The sequence below is a fragment of the Pseudomonas sp. NUPR-001 genome, assembly GCF_052147955.1.
In the GTDB taxonomy this organism is placed as follows: Bacteria; Pseudomonadota; Gammaproteobacteria; order Pseudomonadales; family Pseudomonadaceae; genus Aquipseudomonas.
On sequence record NZ_CP197353.1, the window covers coordinates 2,409,146 to 2,428,641 of the forward strand.

The window sequence follows — 19,496 nt, forward strand, 5'->3', positions numbered from 1 at the left end:
TCACAGGAAGCTTTTCATGAGCGAGCTGACAACAGCAGACACGACCTTGGCGACCCCACTTCGCACCTGGTTGATCGAACACCTCGCGCAGCTACTGGGCGCGAGCGTGGCGGAAATCGACACCCTAGGCGACGAGGAAAATCTGCTTGGTTGCGGGTTGGATTCGATCCGCCTGATGTACCTGCAGGAGCGCCTGCGCAGTCACGGATTACACATCGATTTCGCCCAGCTCAGTGCCCAGCCGTGCCTCGCCGCGTGGCTGGCGTTGCTGCACGGGCAGACCCTGCGCAGCGCGGTGGCAACGGCAATCGTACCGACGGCCGTGCCCGAGGAAAGCTTTGAACTCAGTGCGGTGCAGCAAGCCTACTGGCTGGGGCGTGGCGCGGCTGAAGTGCTGGGCAATATCAGTTGTCACGCCTGGCTGGAATTCGATTGCCGCGGCATCGACCCACAGCGCCTTGAGTCCGCCGTACGTCTGCTGCAGGCCCGGCATCCGATGCTGCGGGCCAGCTTCAATGACGGTCGCCAGCGCATTCTGCCGTCGTCGACGCAGCCGCTGTTCGACCTGCAGGACTGGCGCCAACAGTCCCCACACGCCGCCCAACACGCCTGGGAAACACTGCGCCATTGGCGCTCGCACCAGTGCCTGGCGGTAGAGGCCGGGCAGGTGATGCTGGTGGGTCTGGTGCAGTTCCCCGAAGGCCGCGACCGGGTTTGGCTCAGTGTTGATTTGCTGGCTGCCGACGTCGAGAGCCTGCGCCTGCTGATGGCCGAACTTGGCCAGGCCTACCAGGCGCCAGCGTCACTGGCACCAGCGCCGACCTTGCACTTTGCCGATTACCTCAAGCGTCGCCAGCAGCGCCGTGCCCAGGCCTACGCCGTGGACCGCGAGTACTGGTGCCAGCGCCTGGCGCAGTTGCCCGATGGCCCGGCGTTGCCCCTGGCCTGTGCGCCCGAGTCGATCCGCGAACCGCGTTTCAGTCGCCAGGCCTATGTGCTCAGCACCGCGGAAGCCGAACGCCTGCAAGCCCAGGCCAGCCACCACGGGCTGACCTTGTCCTGCGTGTTTGCCACGGCTTTCAATGCCGTATTGGCGCGTTGGAGTACGCACTCGACGTTCTTGCTCAACGTACCGTTGTTCGACCGTCACGACGACCAACAGCCAGTCGATCAGGTGATTGCCGACTTCACCACCTTGCTGCTGGTGGAGTATCAGGATGCGCCGCAGTTGCCGTTCGCCGAAGCGGTACAACGCTTTCAGCGCAGCCTGCACACGGCCATCGACCATTCGGCCTTTCCTGCCCTTGAGGTGTTGCGCGAAGCACGGCGCCAGGGGCATCCACGTGCGGCGCCGGTGGTGTTTTCCAGCAACCTGAGTGAGTCGGCGTTTGTCCCGGCGAGCTTTCGCGAGGTGTTTGGCGACCTGCACGACATGCTCTCGCAAACCCCGCAGGTGTGGCTCGATCACCAGCTCTACCGGGTCGAAGACGGTGTGTTGCTGGCCTGGGACAGCATCACCGAGCTGTTTGCCGAAGGTGTGCTCGAGGCGATGTTCCAAGCCTACATCGAACTGCTGCAGCGCCTCGCCGACAGTGACTGGAACCTGGCGCAGCCGGTGTTGCTGCCGCTTGCGCAGCAGGCCCGACGCGCGCGCCAGAACAGCGTGCCAGCGTTGGCGACGGGGCGTGGGTTGCTTGAGGACTTTTTCCGCCACAGTGAGCAGTACAGGGATGACCTGGCGTTGATCTGCGGCGAGCAGCGCTGCACCTACGGCGAACTGGCCACGCGTTCACTGCGGGTCGCCGCCGGGCTGCTGGAGGCCGGCATGCGTCAGGGCGAGGCGGTGGAAATCTGCCTGCCACGCGGCATCGAGCAGATTGTTGCGGTGTTTGGCGTGCTCGCGGCAGGGGGTTGCTACGTCCCGGTCGACACCGCACAACCCCCGGCACGTCGGCGCCTGATCGAAGCATCGGCAGGCATCAGCCTGGTGATTACCGAGCACGCGCCAAGCGCCAGCGCTGACAGCCCGGCGTTGCGCTGGCTGGACCTGACGCAGCTGCAGCAGTCGGCGCCGCTGGCAGCGCCGCGTGCCGTCGCCGCGCAGTCGAGCGCCTACGTGATCTACACCTCGGGCTCCACTGGCGTGCCCAAGGGTGTCGAGGTCAGCCATGCTGCGGCGATCAACACCCTCGATGCGCTGCAGGCAGAACTTAAGGTCAACCCAGGCGATTGCATGCTGGCAGTGTCGGCCCTGGATTTCGACCTGTCGGTGTACGATCTGTTTGGCGTGCTGGGGCAGGGCGCACGCCTGGTGTTGCTGCAGCCTGAAGAAACCCGCGACGCTGCACGCTGGGCGCAGTTGATTGCCGAGCACCGGGTGAGCCTGTGGAACTCGGCCCCGGCGCTGCTGGAAATGGCCCTGGGCATTGCCGCTGGCGACTGTCGCTATCACAGCCTGCGGGCGGTGTTGCTCTCCGGTGACTGGATTGCCCTGGACCTCGCCGCACGCCTGCGCCAGCACGCCACGCCGCAGTGCCGGGTGTACGGCCTGGGCGGCGCCACCGAGGCCGGGATCTGGTCGAACCTGCACAGCATCGATGAGGTGCCGAGCCACTGGCCGTCGATTCCCTATGGCAAGCCCCTGGCTGGCCAGGCTTATCGAGTGGTGGATGCTGACGGCCGTGATGTCCCCGACCAGGTGGTGGGGCAACTGCTGATTGGCGGTGCCAGCCTGGCGCGGGGTTACCGCAATGATCCGCAACTGACCGCCCAGCGCTTTCGCAGTGACGAGCGTGGCCGCTGGTACCACACCGGCGACCGTGGGCGCTTCTGGGGCGATGGCACCATCGAGTTTCTTGGGCGGATCGACCAGCAGGTCAAAGTACGCGGGCAACGTATCGAACTGGGCGAGATCGAGGCGGCGCTCAGTGCCCATCCGCTGGTCGAGAGTGCCTGCGCCGCGGTCTTGCCCGGCGCGGTTGCCAGGCTTGGCGCAGTGTTGGTGATGAGCGCGCCGGTGGTCGATGCAACTGAAGGTGCGCTGCAAGGGCCGTCACTGCTGGAAGACACCCTGCAGGCTGAAGTGCGCGTCACGCAAGCGTTGCTGCAACGCGTGCTGCAAGGGCCGCCGCTGCCGGAACATGCGCTACTCGACACCTGGCGTCAGTGGCTGCACCACCAACCTGATACGGCGTTGAGCTTGGCTGACGCCCTGGCGCAACTGGGCTGGCGTGAAACCGACCTGCAGGCGATGGTTGCCTCGCTGCAGGTGCTGCTGGCCAGCGAAGGCGGTGCTTCCGAGCTGCTGTTCGACCCGTTGCTGGCGCCGCAGGCCATGGCCCTGAACTTGCCGGCCGGGCGTCAGCTGCTGGATGCGCTGAGCCTTGCCTTGCAGCCCAGCAATGCAGAAGACGGGCCGCTGAAGCTGGCGGTGCTGGATGTCCGCGGCGGGCAGTTGCTGGATCAATGGCTCGCGCACCTGGACCCAGGCGCGTTGCACATCACGGTGTTCGACAGCAGCCCGGGCCTGTTGGCCGCGGTTGGCGAAAAGCACCCGCGTATCACCCGCCAGTTATTGGCCGACGGCCTGCTACCCGCCGAACACTGGTCGCAGTACGACGTGGTAATCAGCTTTGCTGCCTTGCACAGCTATGCGCAACCCGCTGACTGCCTGCAGTTGGCCCAGGGGCTGCTGAAGCCGAACGGCCGCCTGTTGCTGGCCGATCTGCTGCGTGAATCGCCGCTGGGGCTGATCAGCGCGGCATTGCTCGACAGCCGTCCGCCGCTGTTACCCGATCCCGCGCAGATGGCCCGGCTCTTGGCGCAGGGCGGCTTTGCCGAGCTGCAGTGCCTGTGGCAGAACCCGGCGATGGTGCTGGTCAGTGCCAAGGCCGCAAGCGCTGCGCTGAACCGCGACACCCTGCAGCAGTGGCTGCAGCAGCGCTTACCGCAGGCGATGCAGCCCGAACACCTGGCCTGTCTGCCGCGCCTTGCACTGAATGCCAACGGCAAGGTCGACCGTGCGCGCCTGCAGACGGCCTTGAGCGAGGCGGTGCAGCGTCAGCAGCCAGCGAGCAGTGATGACGGCGACTTGAGCCCGGCCCTGCAACCGCTGGCCGCTTGTTGGGAGGCCGTCTTGGGACGCCCGGTGCGCAGCAACCAAGGCAGCTTTTTCAGCCTCGGTGGCGACAGCTTGCTGGCCACCCGCTTGCTGGCCCGTGTGCGTGAACAACTGGGCGTCAGCCTGCGCATGAGTGATTTCTATCTGCAGCCCACCTTGCAGGGCATGGCCGCGCTGCTCGCATGCAGTGCTGATCTTGAGGAGGGCGTGCTATGAGCCTGGATGATGTGTTGCACATTTGCCGTGAACGCCAGATCGAACTCTGGGCAACGGCAGGCAAACTGCATTTTCGCGCACCGCAGGGTGCACTCGACCCGGTCTTGGCCGAGCGTATTCGCAGCCAGCGTGAAGCGTTGATGGCGCATCTGTCGTCGCGCGCCAGCTGGCGCTCGCAACCTGAACAGGCGCTGCAGCCCTTTGCCCTGAGTGCAGTGCAGGGCGCCTATGTGCTGGGGCGCAACCCGGCGTTCGACTACGGTGGCACGGCCTGCCACCTGTATGTCGAATACCCGTGGCCGGCTAACGTCGACTGCGAGCAACTGAACCAGGCCTGGAACGCTTTGGTACAGCGCCACCCGATGTTGCGCGCGGTGGTGCAAGACAACAGCCGCCAGTGCGTACAGGCCCAGGTGCCGCGCCAACAGCTGCCGCTGCATGACTTGCGTCAGGCCACCCGCGAGGCGTTCGAAGCCCACCTGCAGCAGGTGCGTGAACGCCTCGATCATGCCTGTCATGCCCTGGACCAGTGGCCGATTCTGCTACCCGAGCTGAGCCTGGGCGCCGAACGGACGGTACTGCACTGTTCGGTGGATTTCACCCTGCTCGACTACGCCAGCCTGCAATTGCTGCTGGTGGAACTGACCCAGCGCTACCTGGAGCCGACACGCCAGTGGCCGGAACTGGAAGCGACGTTCCGCGACTACCTGGTGCATGAGCAAGAGGCCCGCAAAGGTGCGGACTGGCAGCGCGACAAGGACTGGTGGCTGGCGCGCCTGGACAGCCTGCCTGGGCGCCCGGACTTGCCCCTGAGCGATGATGCTGGCATCCGTTCCACGCGCTTCGAGCATCACCATGGCACCTTGAGCACCACGCAGTGGAACAGCCTGTGTGCCACGGCCAGTGCCCAGGGCCTGAGTGCCGCGGGCGTGACTCTGGCAGCATTCGCCGAGGTGATCGGGCGTTGGAGCCAGAGCGCCGATTTTTGCCTGAACCTCACCGTACTCAACCGGCCGAATCTGCACCCCGAATTGGGCCAGGTGGTGGGCGACTTCACCGCCTTGAGCCTGCTCGCAGTGCAGGGCGGCAAGGGTGCGGACTTCATTCAGCGGGCGCGGCGCATCGGCGCACAGTTGTTCGAAGACCTCGACCACAGCCGTTTTACCGGGGTCGATGTGTTGCGCGAACTGGCGCGGGAGCAGGGGCGCGGTGCGGACCTGATGCCGGTAGTGTTCACCAGTGGTATCGGTAGCGTCGAGCGCCTGCTGGGAGAAACCGCGCGGCTGTTGCATCCGCCCAGCTACATGATCAGCCAGACGCCTCAGGTGTGGATCGATTGTCAGGTCAGCGATCAGTACGGCGGCTTGCAGATTGGCTGGGACGTGCGCGTCGGCGTGCTGCCCGAGGGCATGGCCGCGCAGATGTTCGCGGCCTACCTCAGCCTGTTGCAACGTCTGGCCGAGGATGCACACCTGTGGCAGGCCAGCGGCGATATCGTCCTCCCGCAACAGCAGGCGCCGCGCTTGCACGGTGAAGTTGCGCGCGCCTGCAACATCGCCAGCGGCTTTGCCCAGCAGGCTTTGCGCACGCCGGATGCGCGAGTGATCAGCGACCGTGACGGCCACTACAGTTACCGCCAGGTGGCGCAGCGGGCTGCAGCCGTGCGTGCAGCGTTGGAAGCAATGGGCCTGGCGCCAGGGGCGCGGGTGGCGGTGATGCTGCCGAAAAGCGCCTGGCAACTGATGGCGGTGCTGGGCATCAACCAGATGGGCGCTGCCTATGTGCCGGTAGACATCCGCCAACCGGTCCTGCGCCGCGAAGCGATTTTGCGCGATGCTGGCATTGCTGCGGTTATCTGCCTTGAAGACGAAGCATTGCCGACGGCCCTGGACTTGCCACGCATTGCCATCGACAGCCTGCTTGCCGACACTCACTGGCCGCCCCGCGAGCCGTGCGCTGTGCTCGCCGATGACCTGGCTTACATCATCTATACCTCCGGCTCCACCGGCACACCCAAGGGGGTGATGCTCAGCCATGGTGCGGTGGTCAATACCCTGGACGACATCAACCAGCGCTACGGCGTCAACGCAGCCGACCGGGTGCTGGGCCTGGCGGAGTTGAGTTTCGACCTGTCGGTGTACGATTTTTTCGGCGCGACAGCGGTGGGCGCGCAAGTGGTGCTGCCAGACCCGGAACGAGGCGCCGACCCTTCACACTGGGCGCAGCTGATGCGCGAGCACGGCGTGACCTTGTGGAATTCGGTACCGGCCCAGGGGCAGATGTTGATGGATTACCTGGAGACGGAACCGGCAACGCTGCCCGGACCGCGCTGTGTGATGTGGTCGGGCGACTGGATCCCGACCACCTTGCCGACCCGCTGGTGGCAGCGCTGGCCTGACAGCCAGTTGTTCAGCCTGGGCGGTGCGACCGAAGCGGCGATCTGGTCGGTGGAGCATCCGATCCGTCCTGCCGACACACAGTTGCCGAGCATTCCCTATGGCCGCGCACTCAAGGGCCAGACCCTCGAAGTGCTCGACAGCTTCGGCCGGCAGTGCCCGCTGGGGGTCCGTGGCGAGATTCACATCGGCGGCCTGGGCCTGGCCCTGGGCTATGCCGAAGACCCGCAGCGTACTGCCGAACGCTTTATCACCCATGCCAGCGGACGGCGCTTGTACCGTACCGGCGATCAGGGGCGCTACCTGAACGAAGACGGTCTGATCGAGTTTCTCGGGCGTCAGGACGATCAGGTCAAAATCCGTGGGCATCGCATCGAACTGGCAGAAATTGATGCTGGCTGGCTTGCCCATCCAAAGCTGGCCGCCAGCACCACGGTGGTGGTGGGCGAACGTCATGAGCGCGCGTTGTGCAGTTTTGTCACTGTGCACAGCGCAGCGCCAGACAGACAACGCGTCTACGCAGAATTGTCAGCGGTTACCGCGGCGGCGCGCCAAACCCTGGAACAGGCAGATTTCGGTCCACGCAAGCAGATTCAGGCAGCGCTGTCGGCACTCGACCACGCGGCCGAGGTGTCGCTGCTGCACTGGCTGGCGGGCAGTGGCTTGCTGGGCCGCGAACAGCCGCTGGAGTTTATCCCGCTGTGTCAGGCGCTCAAGCTGCAGCCCGGGCAGCATCGCCTGTTACAACATTGGTTGACGTTGTTGACCGACAGCGCCTACCTGCAACGCCACAGCACAGGTTGGCGCTGCCTGGTGGAGCCGGGCGATTTCGATCAGACCGGGGCCTGGGCGCACTTTGCCGCGCTGGCGCCGGCAGCGCTGTGGCCTGAAGCCCTGGTGGACTACCTGCAAAGCAGCGCCACGCAACTGGCCGCGCAACTGCAGGGCCAGTTGAGCCCGGCAAGCCTGATGTTTCCGCAAGGCTCGGCACATATCGCCGAGGCCATGTACAGCCGTGGCGTGCATGCCCAGGTCTTGCACCAGGCCATGGCCGAGGCGATCGGCGCCATCGTTGGCCGTGAGCGTCAGCGCAGCTGGCGGATTCTTGAAGTCGGCGCCGGCACGGGTGCGGCCAGTGCCTCGATCATTCCGGCGCTGGCGCCGTTGGCCGCGGCCGGTGTGCAGATTGACTACCTGTTCTCCGATGTTTCCAGCTACTTCCTCAACGCCGCACGTGAGCGCTACGCCGCTTACCCGTGGGTGCGCTTTATGCACTTTGACATGAACAAACCGGCCTGCGAGCAAGGGCTGCAGGCCGGTTCTGTCGATCTGCTGCTCAGTTCCGGGGCGCTGAACAACGCCCTGGATACTCCGCGCCTGCTCAGTGAACTGCGCCAGTTGCTGCAGGCCGATGCCTGGCTGGTGATCCAGGAACTGACCCGCGAACACCGCGAAATCAGCATCAGCCAGAGCCTGATGATGGAGACCCCCGAGGACTTGCGCGCGGCCAATGGTCAGTTGTTCGTGCACACCCGGCAGTGGCTGGACTGGCTCAACAGCGAAGCAGGGGACGCTGCCCAGTCGCTGGCCTCGTCCAGCAGTGTGCTGGCGCTGCTGGGCTACGACGTGTTGGTGGCGCGGATGAAAACTGACCGGCCGCGGTTGTCTGCCCAGGCCTTGCTCGCCTTCATAGCCGAGCGCGTGCCGCGCTACATGGTGCCGTCGCAGGTGCGGGTGCTGGAGCGCCTGCCGGTAACGGCCAATGGCAAGATCGACCGGCGCGCCTTGACCCTCTTGGCGCAACAGCGTCAGGTGGAGGCGGTACGCCAGGTCACGGTCGAGGTCGGCGATGCATTGGTCCAGCGCCTGATCGGCCACTGGCAACGGGTGCTTGATTGCGACGGGTTGTCGGCGGATCAGGACTTCTTCGCTGCCGGTGGCGACTCGCTGCTGATTGCACAATTGATTGCCGGCCTGCGCGAGCAGGAACCTCTGGCCCGCGAACATCCCTTTGACCGCCTGCTGCGCTGGGCGCTGAGCCAGCCGACGCCGGCGGGCCTGGCGCAGCGTTTGCGCACTGAATCGAGCAGCGCGCCAGCGGCACCTGCTGCGCGCGAAGCAGTGACGTGGGAGGCGACCAGCCGAGCGCCGTTGGCCGGACGTCGGTCAGTGGATGCGCTTAGCGTGCTGGCCGATGGTGAAGGTATCGCCCGGGTGCTGGTGCATGAAGGCCTCGGCACGCTGTTGCCTTATCGCGGGTTGATTGCCGAGCTGGCGGGTAGTGGTCCGTTGCTGGGTTTGGCGGTACACGACAGCGAAGACTACCTGCGCCTGCCCGCACAGCACGTGAATACGACCTTGGGTAAACGCTATGCCCAGGCCTTGTGGGACAGCGGCCGACGCCGCTTCGACCTTCTCGGCTACTGCTCTGGCGGGCTGGTGACCCTGGAGCTGGCCAAGGCCTTGCTGCAGTTGGGGGCCGACGTGCGTCAGCTGGACATTGTCTCCAGCTACCGCATTCCGTATCGGGTCGACGATGAATTACTGATTCTGCACAGCTTCGCCGCCACCTTGGGCCTGGACGCCGAAGCCCTCGGCCTGCCGTCTGCCGAGCTGCTGCAGGCAGCGCTGACCCAGGTGTTGCAGGACTCACCGCAGCACCTGACGGCGGGCAGCCTGAGTGCGTTGTTGCCGAACGTCGACGCGGTGCTGCTCAAGTCGCGGGTGCTGGCCGCTGCCAGCGGCATTGCCGACGAGCAGTTGTACCGGGTATTTGCCCATTCGGTACGGGCCAGTCATTACAGCGACGGTGCCCCGTATGCCGGGGCGCTACGGCTGTTTGTGCCGAGTGTTGGCAACCCGCTGATTGCCGATCACCAGGCCAGCTTACGCCACTGGTGGCAAGCGGCATCGCTGGCCCCGCTGACCGTGCAGACCCTGCACGCCAACCACTTCGATTGCCTGAACACCGGGCTCAGTCGTTACTTGCTGGAGGCGTCACGCCCATGAGCACCCCTGTTAAAACCCTGGTAGTGGGTTCGCGATTTGGCCAGTTCTACGCCGCTGGCGTGTCCGCCGCCGAGCACCTTGAACTGGTGGGCGTGCTGGGCCAGGGCAGTGGCCGTTCACAGGCGTTGGCCCGGCATCTGCAAGTACCGTGTTTCAACGCCCTCGAGCAGGTGCCCGACGACACCCGCCTGGCCTGCGTCGCGGTGGGCGGTGCTGCGCGCGGCGAGCAAGGCCCGGCGTTGGCGCAAGCGCTGATGGCCCGTGGCATCGATGTGTTGATCGAGCATCCGCTGTTGCCGCAGGAGTGGCAAGCGCTGCTGCGCTGCGCGGCGCAGTTGCAACGGCGTTGCCTGCTCAACAGTTTTTATCCGCAACTGCCATGTGTGGCGCAGTTCATCGAACTGGGTCAGCGCTTGCATCGTCAGCAGGGTATTCGCCACATCGAGGTCAACTGCGCGGTGCAGGTCAGCTTCGCGACCCTGGAGGTAGTGGCGGCGCTGCTGGAATCGGTAGGGCCGTGGTCGCTGGACAACATCGCCCCGGCCTTGTCGCCGTGGCGCGATATCAGTCTGGTGATGGCGGAGGTGCCGCTGTCGCTGCGCGTGCTCAACGAACTGACTGCGGCAGATGACGGGCGCATGCAGTTTTTGCAGCGCATCAGCCTGGCCACCGACAGCGGTACGTTGCTGCTTGCCTCGCCGCAGGGGCCACTGCTATGGATGCCGGCTGTGCGGGCACCGGCTGAGAACAGCGAAGGCCTGTTTGATTTCAGCGGCGCGGCATTGCCGTGCGCAGAAGTGCTGCTGAACGCCAGCAGCGACTGGGCGCAGGTGTACCGCCAGGTCTGGCCGCAGGCCGCAGCCCGTGCCCTGCAGCCGTTAATGGATGGCAAGGGCCTGGCGCGTCTGCAACAGCGCAGCCTGGAGGTGGTCGGGCTGTGGCAGCAGATCACCGCCGCCCTCGGTTTTCCCGAAACGCCTGCCCAGGCGTTGCCTGCAGCCAGCCTGGCGCAGGCGCTGGACGGTTACCGATGAGCCTGCTGGGGCCTGAGTTACGCGCACTGTTGCAGCCGTTTCAGCGACGCTTGTGGCTGGCGGTGGCACTGCAGGCGGTCGCTGGGATCAGTTCGCTGCTGCCGCTGGTGGCTTTGGCACAACTGGCACCCAGCCTGCAGCAGGCGCCGCCGCTGGCGCCAGCGGTGTTTGGCTGGGTGGTGGTGGCGGTACTTGGCGCGGTGCTGTGGTTATCAGGCCAGACCCTGGCCTTGCACCTGACCCACGAGGTTGACGCCGACCTTTGTGATCGCCTGCGGGTGCGCCTGGCCGAGCACCTGCAACGCTTGCCGCTGGGCTGGTTCGCACGCCTGGGGCCGGATGCTGTCAGCCGTTACGCCGAGCAGGATGTACGGGCGCTGCATCAACTGGTGGCGCATGCGCCCACCGACCTGGTCAACCTGCTGCTGATCCCGCTGGCGACCCTGGGGTACCTGCTGTACAGCGACAGCACCCTGGCGCTTTGGTGCCTGCTGCCGCTGGGGTTGGGTGCGCTGGGCTACTGGCGCCTGGCGTCGGCGCACTATCGCGCTGACGTGGAACAGCGCAATGCGGCGATCCAGCGGTTGTTCAGCGACTACGGCGAATTCGCCGCCAACCTGGGGCTGGTGCGGCAATTTCCGGGGGCGGGGATCGACCAGCGCATGCACCAGGCCGTGCAGCAGTTCGATCAGCGTTTCAGCCACTGGGTGAGTCGCGCCGGGCATATGGCGGCGTTGATCCAGGTGTTGCTCAGCGCACCGTGGCTGCTGGCCTGGGTGGTGTTGGGCGCCTTGTTGTTGGGCGTCAACGAGTTGGGCGCAGCGCAACTGTGCGCGTTTGTGTTGTTGGTCCGTGCGATGGCGGCACCGGTGCTGGCCCTGGGGCACGGCTTCGATGCGCTCAACAATGCCCGGGTCAGCGCCCAACGCCTGCAGGCGCTGTTGAGTACCGCACCGCTGGCCGAGCCCAGTGCGCCGCAAAGCCCCAAGGACGCCAGCGTGGAATTGCGCGATGTGTACTTCGCCCACGGCGTGCAACAGGTGCTGACGGCGATCAACCTGCGCTTGCAACCCGGCACCACCACGGCGCTGGTGGGGCCGTCGGGCGCAGGTAAAAGCACGTTGGCCGGCTTGATTGCGCGGTTCATGGACGTAGACCGCGGGCAGGTGCTGGTTGGCGGGGTGGATGTCCGGCACATCGCCAGCCAGCGATTGCAGCAGCAGTTGGCGCTGGTGTTTCAGCACAGCGCGGCGCTGCGCCTGTCGCTGGCGCAGAACATTGCCCTGTACCGGCCTGAAGCAAGCCTGGCGCAGATCCGTCAGGCGGCGCAGGCCGCGTGTCTGGACCCATGGATCATGGCCTTGCCCAACGGCTATGCGAGTGTTGCTGGCGATGACGTGCAACTAAGTGGTGGCGAGCTGCAACGGTTGGCCATCGCCCGTGCGTTGCTGTCGAGTGCGCCGATCATGCTGCTGGATGAGCCGACCTCAGCGCTCGATCCGCAGACCGAGCGGGCGTTGCGCGCCGCCTTGTTTGACCAGGCGGTGGGGCGTACCCGGCTGATCGTTGCGCACCGGCTGGAAACCATCCGCCACGCCGAGCAGATCCTGGTGCTGTGTGACGGCCGGATTGTGCAGCGCGGATGCCATCAGGATTTGCTGGCCACGGAGGGCCTTTACCGTCAGTTGTGGCGCGAACAGCTGCCGCGCGTTGATCAATTGGAGCCTCTGTTATGAGCTTTTTTTCGCCCCTGCGGCATTTGCCGGACGCCACTCGCCGCGTGCTGCGTGGCGCCTTGACCTGGATGGTGCTGGCCGCCGTGCTCGACGGACTGGCGGGGTTGGCGTTGGTGCCGCTGATACTGGCCTGGTTCGACGGCGCGCCTGCCGACGTGTTGCGCAGCGCAGGGCTGTTGTTGGGGCTGACGCTGCTCCACGCACTAATAAGCTACGCCGCGCAACGTCGTGGCTACCTGGCCGGTGCAAGCCTGGCGGCGGGCCTGGTAGGGCGTTTGCTGACGCATTTGCCACGCCTGCCCATGACGCGGCAACGCGACTTGCACGGGTTGGTGCGCGGGCCGGTGTTCAACAGCATGGGGATTCCCGCGCACCTGTTGGCGCCGTTGATCAGCGCCCTGGTCACGCCGACGGTGGTGGTGCTCGGCTTAGGCCTGATCGAGTGGCGTCTGGCAGGGGTGTTGGCGCTGGCCTACCTGCCGTTGTTCGCCTTGTTGCGCTGGGCCGGGCAGCGCAGCCTGGCGCTGGAGCACCAGCGCCAGGCGGTGGATCGTCACGCCGGACAATTGCTGCAGACTTTCGCCGAGCAGCAAGCGCTGTTTCGCAGCGCCGGTAAGGCCAGTCAGGTCCAGGCCGCCTTGCACGAGGCGCTGCATCAACAGCATCAAGCCACGCGCTTGCTCAACCGTCGCGCATTGCCCGCCAGCCTGGGCTTTGTCGGCGCGCTGCAGTTGCTGTTCGCACTGGTACTGGTTGGTGGTGTACTGGCGGTGGCGGGTGGTTATCTGCAAGGGCCGCTGTTGGTCGCGGTGCTGGTGTTACTGGTGCGCTTTATCGAGCCGCTGTCGCAACTGGCGCAACTGGATCAGGCCTTGCGCATGGCCTGGCAGGCGTTGTCGCAGGTGCTGGCCGTGTTGGGCAGCGCCACGCTGCACAGCCCTGAGCCTGGCCTGCAGCCACGCGATGCCAGCCTGCAGTGCCAGGCCTTGAACGGCTACGGCGACAACGGTGAACACCTGCTCAAGGACCTCGACGTACAGTGTGCTGCGGGCAGTTTCACGGCCATTGTCGGCCCTTCGGGGGCTGGCAAAAGCACGCTGTTGGCATTGCTCGGCCGACGCATGGACCCGCAGGCTGGCGAGGTGCGCCTGGGGCAGGTGGACATTCGCCAATTGAGCGAGCACACCCTTGCCACTCACCTGGCCCAGGTGTTCCAGCACAGCGGCCTGTTTGCCGGCAGCCTGTTGTGGAACGTCAGCATGGCGCGGCCCGAGGCCACTGCGGCGCAATTGCTGCAGGCCGCTGAAGCCGCGGCGCTGGACGAGGTGCTCGACAACCTGCCCGATGGCTGGCTCAGCGAAGTCGGCCCGGGGGGCGCGTTGCTCTCTGGTGGTCAACGCCAACGGGTGGGCTTGGCGCGGGCGCTGCTGTCACCCGCGCCGGTTCTGCTGCTGGACGAGCCCACCGCCAACCTTGATGCGCGCAGTGAAGCGCGGGTCAGTCGCAGCCTGCGCGCGTTGCAGGGTCGACGCACGCTGGTGCTGGTGTCGCACAACCCGGCGCTGGTGCGCGATGCCGATCAGATTCTGGTGCTTGAAGGTGGTCGCTTGAGCGGCTGCGGCAGCCATGAACAACTGCTGGCCACGCACCCCTGGTATGGGCAATTCGTTGCGCAACAGCGCATCGACGGTTAAGTGCATTTGTGCCGGGCAGCCATTGAAAAAGTCATTAAATCGAAAAAACCTACCCGGCATTTACAGGATACTAATGAGAATTATTATCGAAATTGGGGCGGGGCGATGTTTCACCAGCACGTAACAAAGGCGAAAAGGGGTTCCAAGTACAGCCGGGCGCACATGGGGATGGTCCTGGTACTCGGCTTGAGCCCTCTGGCGCAGGCCATTGCTGCCGAAAGCGGCACGGGTTCACTGCACCTGAGCAACATCGAGATCACCGGTGAGGACAGTTCAGGTGCGGTGCTTGATCCGGGCGTTACCACCATTGGCAAACTGCCGCTGAAACTGCGGGAAACACCGCAATCGGTGAGCGTGATTGACCATGAGCGCATCGAACAGCAGAACCTGTTCAGCCTCGATGAGGTGATGCAGCAAGCCACCGGAGTCACCGTGCAGCCGTTCCAGTTGTTGACCACCGCGTACTACGTGCGCGGCTTCAAGGTCGACTCCTTCGAACTTGACGGCGTGCCCGCCATGCTCGGTGGCACGGCCAGTTCGCCGCAGGACATGGCGGTGTATGAGCGGGTCGAGATCCTGCGCGGCTCCAACGGTTTGCTGCATGGCAGTGGCAACCCGGCCGCCACCGTCAACCTGGTGCGCAAGCGCCCGCAAAAGGAGTTTGCTGCCAGCACCACCCTCAGCGGCGGTAGCTGGGATCGCTACCGGGGTGAGGTGGACGTTGGCGGGCCGTTGACCGAGAGCGGCAATGTGCGGGGGCGCATGGTGGCGGCCTATGAAGACCGCGATTACTTCTACGACATCGGCGAGCAGGAAACCCAACTGCTGTACGGCATCAGCGAGTTCGACCTGAGCCCCGACACCCTGCTGACCGTGGGCGCGCAGTACCAGACCATCGATTCGGTGACCAACATGGCCGGGGTGCCCATGGCCAAGGACGGCTCGAACCTGGACCTGTCGCGCTCCACTTACCTGGACGTCGACTGGGACCGCTTCAAGTGGACCACGCGCCGGGTGTTTGGCTCGCTGGAACAGCAGTTGGCGCATGGCTGGAGGGCTAAGCTTGCGGCGGAGTACCAGGATGCCGACTCCAGCCTGCTGTATGCCGGCTCCTTCGGCGCCATTGACCCGGTGACCGGCGACGGTGGCCGCCTGATGGGCGCGGCCTACAAGTTCGACAGCACCCAGAAAAGCCTGGATGCCTCGGTCAACGGGCCGTTCTCGTTGTTCGGCCGTAGCCATGAGTTGCTGCTGGGCAGCAACTACAGCCAGGGCAAAACCGAACAGCACACGGCACCGTTCACCACGCCGTTGAACGTGCCGGTGAATGTCTATCGCTGGGACCCGCACAGCGTACCGAAGCCAGGCATCGGTACGTACACCTCGCCGGGCTCTACCACCACCACGTCCAAGGGCGTCTATGCGCTGACCCGCTTCAAACTGCTCGATCCGCTGACCCTGGTGGTCGGTGGCCGTGCCAGCTGGTGGGAGCAGGATGCGCCCAGCGATCGCTTCAAACCCGGGCGCGAGATCACGCCTTATGGCGGGTTGATCTGGGACTTCACCCAGGACTGGTCGTGGTACGTCAGCTACGCCGAGGTGTTCCAACCGCAGACCAAGCAAACCTGGAGTGGCGAGCTGCTTAAACCGGTGGAAGGCAAAACCTACGAGACTGGGGTTAAAGGCGAGTTGATGGACGGCCGCCTGAACCTGTCGCTGGCGGCGTTTCGCATCGACCTGGAAAACAACCCGCAGGTCGACCCCGATCACCCGGGTGTCGGGCCCACCACCTATTACATCAGCGGCGGCAAAGTGCGCAGCCAGGGCTTCGAACTGGAAAGCACCGGCTACATAACGCCGGACTGGAGCCTGTTCGCTGGCTACACCTACACCACCACCGAGTACCTCAAGGACACCCGCAACGGTTCGGGCGAGGAGTATGCCGAATTCACCCCGCGGCACATGCTGCGACTCTGGAGCCAATATCAATTGCCTTGGCAGGAGCGGCGCTGGAGCGTGGGCGCCGGGGTGCAGGCGCAGAGTGACTTCTCGACGCAATCGGGCACGGTGACCATGGAGCAGGGCGGCTATGCGCTGCTCAATGCGCGGGTTGCCTATCGCATCGACGAGCACTGGACGGCCTCGGTCAACGGCAACAACCTGGCCGACCGCAAGTATTACCAGAGCCTGTCCAACCCCAACTGGAACAACCGTTACGGCGAGCCACGCAGCTTCAACATGACCCTGCGAGGCACGTTCTGATGACCACGCCGGGCCTCGGGCCATGGCCGGTGCGTATTGCGTTGGCCTTGGCGGGCAGTGTCCTCAGCAGCCTGCAGTTGGCGGTGCTGGTGGCCCGGCATTACCCCTGGGGCGGCGGGCTGGAGCGGCTCTACGCTGCTATCTTCCTCGGCTTGGGGTTGCTGGTATCGGTGCTGCTCTGGGCACTGCTGGCACCCACCCGTAAACAGGTGGCTTACCGTGCTGGTGCCTGCTTGCTGTTGTTCACGCCGTGGCTGCTGTGGGACGGAGCCGGGTCATGATGGGCGCACCACGGGCGCTGGTGCAGCGCGTGCATGCTGGCGCCGGCGGGGTTTTTGGCGTGTTGCTGTTCATCATTCTGTTCACTGGCGCCTGGAGCATGGCCCATCAAGACTTGCGCACCTGGTTTCGTGGACCGATGGCGCAGGCCCCTGGGCCTATGCTGCCGTTGTCGCATTGGCTGCAGGTGGCAACGGCCAATGGCCTGCCCCTTGAGTCGTTGCAGATCCGCCTGCCCGACACTGCCTACCCGGTGGTGGAACTGTGCGCCTCGGCTAAAAATTGCAGCCTGATGCTGGACCCGGTGACGGGGCAGTCGCTGCCGTTGGCCAGTGCCGCCGACATCATGTTCGAACTGCACAAAAGCCTGTTTATCGGTTTCCCCGGGCGGATGCTGATCAGCCTGCTCGGGGTGGTGTTGTTGCTGCTGATCTGGGCCGGCAGTGCGCTGCACAGCGGGCGCTGGCAAGACCTCAAGCGCCTGCGCCGGGACCGTGGTACTCGGGTCCTGGCCCATGACCTGCACAGCTTGATCGGCCGTTGGACCTGGCCTTGGTTGCTGCTGTTCGGGGTGACGGGGGCGATGTCTGGCCTCGGTGCACTCGGCACCTTGAACCTGGCCGGACAGGCGTTTCCGGGGGCGCCACAGCAAGCGTTCATGCAGTTGCTCGGCGCGCCTCCACAGATCACTCCTCAGCCCGGTACTTCGCAGACGCTGGTGCTCGATCAACTGCTGCGAAACGACGCGCAGGCACACCCAGGCTTTATCGCCCAGAGCGTCACCCTGCATCGCTGGGGTGAACCCGGGGCCTGGGTGGAAGTCGCCGGGATCGAGCAGGGCCTGCCGAGCACTGCGGTGTTCGAGCGGCACACCTACCGTGGTGATAACGGCCAGGCGCTGGGAGTTCACAGCGCCAGTGGACGCGGTTTCTGGTTGCAGGCGTTTATTGCCGTGCAACCGCTGCACTTTGCCGATTACCGCTGGCTGCCTTACGCCGGATCAACCTTGCGTGCACTGCATTTCGGCATGGCCTTGGCGGCGGCGATGCTGGTGCTGAGCGGCCTGTACCTGTGGTTGGAGCGTCGGCGCATCAAGCAGGGCGGTGCCTGGCAGGTACTGTTGCGGCTGGTGGTGGGCGGCGCCGGTGGCCTGCTGACGGCCACCGCGCTGTTGCTGTGTGGCGGGGCGTTGAGCGCTTTGGGGCTATTCGTCCCCAGCGGGTTGGCCTGGTTGTTCTGGGGCAGTTGGGGCGCCAGCGTGCTGCTGGCCTGTGTCATGCCAGCTCAACGGCAACCACTGCCGCTGCTGTTGACCCTGGCGGGTCTGGGCTATCTGGCGGCGGCTGCCCTGCACCTGGGCGGCAGCCTGCTGCAGGGCAACCTGAACGTCTGGCCGATCGACCTGGTGCTGCTGCTCAGTGCTGCCGGTCTGTTGTGGGCGGTGCGCCGCCTGAGTGTTTTCACGCGTACGGCAGCGGCTGCCGACGCCACTGTTGTTTGATTGGAGAGTCACATGCTGGAACTGTTGAAACATTGGCGAATGGTGCTGACGTTTGCGTTGTTGTACCTCTCCCAGGGCATGTGCTTCGGCATTGCCATGGACGCCTTGCCGACCCTGCTGCGCCATGATGGCGCGGCCCTCGATGCCTTGGCGTTCCTGCCGTTGGTGGGGCTGCCGTGGGTGATCAAGTTCATCTGGGCACCGCAAGTCGACAACCGCTGGAACGCGCGCCTGGGACGGCGGCGCAGCTGGATCATGCCCATGCAGTTGCTGGTGCTGCTGTGCATCGTCACGTTGGCGAGTATCGGCCTGAGCGTTGAAACCGCAGGCTGGGCGGTGGGTCTGTTGATCGTCGCCTCGTTTGCCAGTGCCACCCAGGACATCGCCACCGACGGCATGGCCGCCGAGTACTTCAGCGCCAACCTGTTGGCGCGGATCAATGCGATTCAGGTCGGCGGCACCATGGTCGGCTTCTTTGTCGGCGGAGCCGGGGGCTTGTTGCTCAGCGGCTACCTGGGGCAATCGACAGCCTTTGCCCTATTGGCACTGCTGCCATTGGCAAGCCTGCTGTGTGTTGGCCTTATGCCTGCCGCAGTGGCCAGGGAAAAGCAGCCAGATGTACCGCACGCCAGCCTGCTGCGCTTCATCAAACGGCCCAAGGCCCTGGCGCTGGTGCTGTTGGCGTTGCTCAGCGCGATGACCTCGGTTTCAGGCTTTGGCCTGTCAAAACTGTTTCTCAACGATGCCGGCTGGTCGTTGCAGGCGATCGGACAATTGGGCATCAGCGGCGGGGTGATCACCGTTGTCCTGGGCTGCGGCGGCGGGGCATGGCTGATCCGCGTGCTGGGCTTGTGGCCAGCGTTCATGCTGGCGGTGGGCATGGCGGCATTGGCAGCACTGCTGTGGCTGCTGCAGGCCGCTGGCGTGCTGGCGGCTCAAACAGAACTGATCTGGCTGGCAGTGGGGTTGGGGTCATTCGCGACTGGGGCCAGTTCGGTCGCGATCATGACCGCCTCGATGACCTTTGCCGGGCAAAGTGATCAGGCGGGCACCGACATGACCGCAGTACAAAGCACCCGCGATCTGGGGGAGATGCTGTCGTCCTCGCTGTTGCTCGGGTTGACGGCTCAGGTGGGTTACAGTGGAGGATTTCTGGCCGGGGTACTGATGGCGATGGCAGCCTTGCTGGTTGCGTTGAACCTGGCGCGCCATTCGCAGGTACGCAGTGCAGCCCTGTAGGAGCGGGCTT

The 19,496-nt window shown here is 65.2% G+C and carries 9 protein-coding genes; all 9 read left to right on the plus strand.

What is annotated here, in order from left to right; translation table 11 throughout:
* Positions 1 to 16: 16 nt before the first annotated feature.
* Positions 17 to 4,336 carry an amino acid adenylation domain-containing protein gene (locus ACP6KB_RS11035; RefSeq protein ID WP_442113750.1) on the plus strand — a complete coding sequence of 1,440 codons (4,320 nt, stop codon included), beginning with the start codon at positions 17 to 19 and terminating at the stop codon, positions 4,334 to 4,336.
* Positions 4,333 to 9,741, plus strand: coding sequence for an amino acid adenylation domain-containing protein (locus ACP6KB_RS11040; protein WP_442113751.1), 5,409 nt, complete (start codon positions 4,333 to 4,335; stop codon positions 9,739 to 9,741). Before ACP6KB_RS11035 ends, ACP6KB_RS11040 begins: the two co-directional genes overlap by 4 nt.
* Positions 9,738 to 10,775, plus strand: coding sequence for a Gfo/Idh/MocA family oxidoreductase (locus ACP6KB_RS11045; RefSeq protein WP_442113752.1), 1,038 nt, complete (start codon positions 9,738 to 9,740; stop codon positions 10,773 to 10,775). Before ACP6KB_RS11040 ends, ACP6KB_RS11045 begins: the two co-directional genes overlap by 4 nt.
* On the plus strand, positions 10,772 to 12,511 hold the full coding sequence (locus ACP6KB_RS11050) for an ABC transporter ATP-binding protein (protein WP_442113753.1): 1,740 nt from the start codon (positions 10,772 to 10,774) through the stop codon (positions 12,509 to 12,511). The genes ACP6KB_RS11045 and ACP6KB_RS11050 overlap by 4 nt, the downstream gene beginning before the upstream one ends.
* Positions 12,508 to 14,205: an ABC transporter ATP-binding protein gene (locus ACP6KB_RS11055; protein WP_442113754.1), complete on the plus strand. Its 1,698-nt coding sequence runs from the start codon at positions 12,508 to 12,510 to the stop codon at positions 14,203 to 14,205. Before ACP6KB_RS11050 ends, ACP6KB_RS11055 begins: the two co-directional genes overlap by 4 nt.
* Positions 14,206 to 14,367: 162 nt before the next feature.
* Positions 14,368 to 16,467, plus strand: coding sequence for a TonB-dependent siderophore receptor (locus tag ACP6KB_RS11060; RefSeq protein ID WP_442113755.1), 2,100 nt, complete (start codon positions 14,368 to 14,370; stop codon positions 16,465 to 16,467).
* Positions 16,467 to 16,748 (plus strand): hypothetical protein, encoded by a 282-nt coding sequence (locus tag ACP6KB_RS11065; protein ID WP_442113756.1) that lies wholly within the window; start codon positions 16,467 to 16,469, stop codon positions 16,746 to 16,748. The genes ACP6KB_RS11060 and ACP6KB_RS11065 overlap by 1 nt, the downstream gene beginning before the upstream one ends.
* On the plus strand, positions 16,745 to 18,247 hold the full coding sequence (locus ACP6KB_RS11070; protein ID WP_442113757.1) for a PepSY-associated TM helix domain-containing protein: 1,503 nt from the start codon (positions 16,745 to 16,747) through the stop codon (positions 18,245 to 18,247). The genes ACP6KB_RS11065 and ACP6KB_RS11070 overlap by 4 nt, the downstream gene beginning before the upstream one ends.
* A 12-nt stretch (positions 18,248 to 18,259) precedes the next feature.
* A complete protein-coding gene (locus ACP6KB_RS11075; protein ID WP_442113758.1) occupies positions 18,260 to 19,486 on the plus strand; it encodes a RhtX/FptX family siderophore transporter in 1,227 nt (408 codons plus the stop codon).
* Positions 19,487 to 19,496 lie beyond the last annotated feature (10 nt).